Source organism: Spirillospora sp. NPDC046719 (genome assembly GCF_040645715.1).
Classification (GTDB): domain Bacteria; phylum Actinomycetota; class Actinomycetes; order Streptosporangiales; family Streptosporangiaceae; genus Spirillospora.
In genome coordinates this window covers 1-3400 of sequence record NZ_JBEYYT010000695.1, presented here as the reverse complement: position 1 = coordinate 3400, position 3400 = coordinate 1, and the positions used below count along the sequence as shown (strand labels likewise).

At 75.0% G+C, this 3400-nt stretch carries 4 protein-coding genes; all 4 read left to right on the top strand.

Annotation, left to right across the window (positions count from 1 at the left end; all coding sequences use genetic code 11):
- Positions 1 to 319, top strand: a 319-nt coding sequence (locus ABZ914_RS48775; protein WP_500201424.1) for a nucleotidyl cyclase domain-containing protein, incomplete at its 5' end; no start/stop codon positions are given.
- Between the two features lie 29 nt (positions 320 to 348).
- Complete coding sequence (locus ABZ914_RS48770) at positions 349 to 1098, top strand: IclR family transcriptional regulator (protein WP_500201423.1); 750 nt, start codon at positions 349 to 351, stop codon at positions 1096 to 1098.
- A 69-nt stretch (positions 1099 to 1167) separates the two neighbouring features.
- On the top strand, positions 1168 to 2112 hold the full coding sequence (locus ABZ914_RS48765) for a PDR/VanB family oxidoreductase (RefSeq protein ID WP_500201422.1): 945 nt from the start codon (positions 1168 to 1170) through the stop codon (positions 2110 to 2112).
- Positions 2113 to 2123: 11 nt separating this feature from the next.
- Positions 2124 to 3320 (top strand): cytochrome P450, encoded by a 1197-nt coding sequence (locus ABZ914_RS48760; protein WP_500201421.1) that lies wholly within the window; start codon positions 2124 to 2126, stop codon positions 3318 to 3320.
- Positions 3321 to 3400 lie beyond the last annotated feature (80 nt).

Below are 3400 nucleotides of genomic sequence, written 5' to 3'. Positions count from 1 at the left end.
CGACGGCCGGGCGGACGCGCCCCGGCGGTTCCAGGTGCGGGTCGCGGTGGACACCGGCCCGGTGCACGCGGGACCGGGCGGGATCACCGGGGCGGTGCTGGGCCGCGCCGCCCGGCTGCTGGACGCTCCCGTGCTGCGGCGGCGGCTGGCACCGGGCGCGGCCGTGCTCGGCGTGATCGTCTCGCCGCTCGTGCACCGCGCCGCCGGCGGGACCGCCCCGGAGTTCGAGCCCGTCGAGGTGCGCGGGGCGAAGGACGGCGCCACCGGCACCGCCTGGCTGCGGCTGTTCCCGCCGCCCCCCGGGGCTGCGGCGACCTGACGCGGACCGCGTACGGGCAGAATGGCGGGGTGGCACGTGATTCCGTCCTGACCAGGGCGGTGCGGATCTTCGACGCCTTCGATCCCGACCATCCGTCGCTGTCGGTGTCGAAGATCGCGCGGCGGACCGGCCTGCACGTCGCGACGGCGTCGCGGCTGGTCGAGGAGCTGGTGCGGCACGGGCTGCTGGCGCGCGACGAGCGGCGCCGCGTCCGGGTCGGCATGCGCATGTGGGAGCTGGCGTCGCGGGCCGCGCCGACGCTCGGGCTGCGCGAGGCCGCGATGCCGTACATGGAGGACCTGCACGCGGTGATCGGCCACCACACCCAGCTCGGGGTCCTCGACGGCCGCGAGGTGCTGTTCGTGGAGCGGCTGTCGGTGCCGAACGCGGTGATCAACGTGACGCGGATCGCGGGGCGGCTGCCGCTGCACGCCTCGTCCAGCGGCCTGGTGCTGCTCGCGCACGCCCCGGCCGGCCTGCGCGAGGAGGTGCTCGCCGGGGACCTCGCCGCGTTCACGCCGGACACGGTGGTGGACCCGCGCCGGCTGCGCGCGCTGCTCGCCGACGTCCGCCGCGGCGGCGTCGCGTTCTGCCCCGGGTACATCGACGAGCGCGCAACCGGCATCGCCGTGCCGGTCCGGGGACCGGGCGGCGACGTGATCGCGTCGCTGTCGGTCGTCGTCCCGAACGACGGCAACGCGCGGGCGCCGATCCCCGCCCTGAAGGCGGCGGCGCGGGGCATCGCGCGGGCCGTGGGCGATTCGTCTCTCACCAGATGAGAAGGCCGTGGCCGGGGCGCCGCGCCGGAAGCGATTCTCGAGGCCGTATCCGGACCTTGAGGAGGCCCCATGGCGGACACGGCCCTCGAACTCCGCGTCGCCGCCAAGGACCGGGCGGCCGACGGCGTCGTGACGCTGGCGCTCGCCCGTCCCGACGGCGGCCGGCTGCCGGACTGGGCGCCCGGCGCGCACGTCGACCTCGTCCTTCCGAACGGCCTGACCAGGCAGTACTCGCTCTGCGGCGACCGCTGGGACGCCCGGACGTACCGGGTCGGGGTGCTCTGGGAGCCCGGCGGGCGCGGCGGGTCGGCGTTCGTCCACGACGAGCTCGGCGTCGGCGACCCGGTCGGGATCGGTGGTCCCCGCAACAACTTCCGGCTCGTCCCGTCGGACCGGTACCTGTTCATCGCGGGCGGGATCGGGATCACGCCGCTGCTGCCGATGGTGCGGCAGGCGGAGATGCTCGGCGCGGACTGGCGGCTGCTCTACGGCGGCCGGTCCCGGGCGTCGATGGCGTTCCTGGACGAGCTGGAAACCTACGGCGACCGGGTGACCGTCGTCCCACACGACGAGCGGGGCCTCCTCGACCTGGCCGCGTGGCTGCCCGGCGAGGACCCGTCCACCAAGGTCTACTGCTGCGGCCCGGCGCCGCTCCTGGAGGCCGTGGAGGAGCGCTGCGCGGGCTGGCGGCGCGGGCTGCTGCGCACCGAGCGGTTCGTCGCCCGCGAGAGCGGCGCCGTCCGCGACGAGCCGTTCGAGCTGGAACTGCGCCGCACCGGCGTGACGGTCACCGTCCCGCCGGGCCGGTCGGTGCTGGACGCCGCCGGCGCCGCCGGGGTGAGCGTGCTGTCATCCTGCCGGCAGGGGCTGTGCGGGACGTGCGAGACCGCCGTCCTCGGCGGCGTGCCCGACCACCGCGACTCGATCCTCGACGACGACGAGCGGGAGGCCGGCGACTGCATGTTCGTCTGCGTGTCCCGGTCGCGCAGCGAACGCCTCGTCCTGGACCTGTGAAAGGAAACGCCATGAGCACCGTGCAGGCTCCGCCCGCGATCGACGCCGACCCGTTCGGGCACGAGCACCTCGAAGACCCGCTGCCGCTGCACGAGGCGCTGCGGGAGGCCGGTCCCGTCACCTATCTGACCAGGTACGACGTCTTCGCGCTGGCCCGCTACGAGCACGTGCGCGCCGCGCTGACCGACTGGCAGGGCTTCCAGTCCGCCGCCGGTGTGGGGCTCAGCGACTTCCGGCACGAGAAGCCGTGGCGACCGCCCAGCCTGCTGCTGGAGGCGGACCCGCCGCGCCACGACGCGCCGCGCGCCGTCCTCGCCAAGGTCCTCGGCCCGCGCGCGCTCCGGCGCCTGCGCGACGACTGGTTCGCCGACGCCGAACGGCTCGTCGACGAGGTCCTGTCCGACGCCGAATTCGACGCCGTGCCGCGCCTGGCGGAGGCGTTCCCGCTCCGCGTCTTCCCCGACGCCGTCGGCCTCGGACCCGACGGGCGCGAGAACCTCCTCCCCTACGGCGACCACCTGTTCAACACGTTCGGCCCGGACAACGACCTCGTCCGGAAAGGCCGAGCACGCATGGCCGACGTGTTGGGCTGGGTGAACGCCCAGTGCGCACGCGACCGGCTGTCACCCGACGGGTTCGGCGCGCAGATCTGGGCGGCGGCGGACAGGGGCGACATCACGCCCGAGCAGGCTCCGGTGATCGTGAGGTCGCTGCTGTCGGCGGGCGTCGACACGACCGTCCACGGCCTCGCCGCCGTCCTGTACGCGTTCGCGGCGAACCCGGACCAGTGGCGGCGCCTCCGCGACGAGCCGCACCTGGCCCGCACCGCGTTCGACGAGGCCGTCCGCTGGCAGTCACCCGTCCAGACGTTCTTCCGGACCGCCGTGGGCGACCAGGAGATCGGCGGCACGGTGATCCCGGACGGCCGCAAGATCCTCATGTTCCTCGGCGCCGCCAACCGTGACCCGCGCCGCTGGGACGACCCGGACGCGTTCGACCTCGCACGCGACCCGTCCGGCCACGTCGGCTTCGGCATGGGCCTGCACCAGTGCGTCGGCCAGCACGTGGCCCGCCTGGAGTCCGAGGCGCTCCTGACGGCCCTGGCCCGCCGCGCGGACCGCATCGAACCGGCCGGAACGCCGACCCGCCACCACAACAACACCCTCCGCGCCTGGAAGTCCCTCCCCCTCCGCATCCACAGAGCCTGACGGAACTCCCCGGCTGAACACACGAACGGAAGGCCAGACCCCAGCCACCTCACGGGCAGGCACGCGGAGCGAGCGCCAGC

Excerpts from the sequence above, each read along its gene's own strand:
- ABZ914_RS48765 (WP_500201422.1), top strand. The coding sequence starts at position 1,168 with ATGGCGGACACGGCCCTCGAACTCCGCGTCGCCGCCAAGGACCGGGCG.
- ABZ914_RS48760 (WP_500201421.1), top strand. The coding sequence starts at position 2,124 with ATGAGCACCGTGCAGGCTCCGCCCGCGATCGACGCCGACCCGTTCGGG.